Source organism: Oryzibacillus soli (assembly GCF_051594765.1).
Classification (GTDB): domain Bacteria; phylum Bacillota; class Bacilli; order Paenibacillales; family NBRC-103111; genus Paenibacillus_AR.
In genome coordinates, this window is the sequence record NZ_JBPPGJ010000129.1 from 1 (window position 1) to 288 (window position 288).

At 58.3% G+C, this 288-nt stretch carries 1 rRNA gene; it reads right to left on the reverse strand.

The window, feature by feature from the left end:
• Positions 1-288 (reverse strand): 16S ribosomal RNA (locus ACSEXW_RS28435); the annotation flags it as partial.

Consider the following 288-nt stretch of genomic DNA (forward strand, 5'->3'; position numbering starts at 1 on the left):
GCTGCCTCCCGTAGGAGTCTGGGCCGTGTCTCAGTCCCAGTGTGGCCGATCACCCTCTCAGGTCGGCTACGCATCGTCGCCTTGGTGAGCCGTTACCCCACCAACTAGCTAATGCGCCGCAGGCCCATCCATAAGTGTCAGATTGCTCCGACTTTCCATGCATCCCCATGCGGGAACGCAACGTATCCGGTATTAGCATCCGTTTCCGGAAGTTATCCCAGTCTTACAGGCAGGTTGCCTACGTGTTACTCACCCGTCCGCCGCTAACCTGTCCCCGAAGGAACAGAT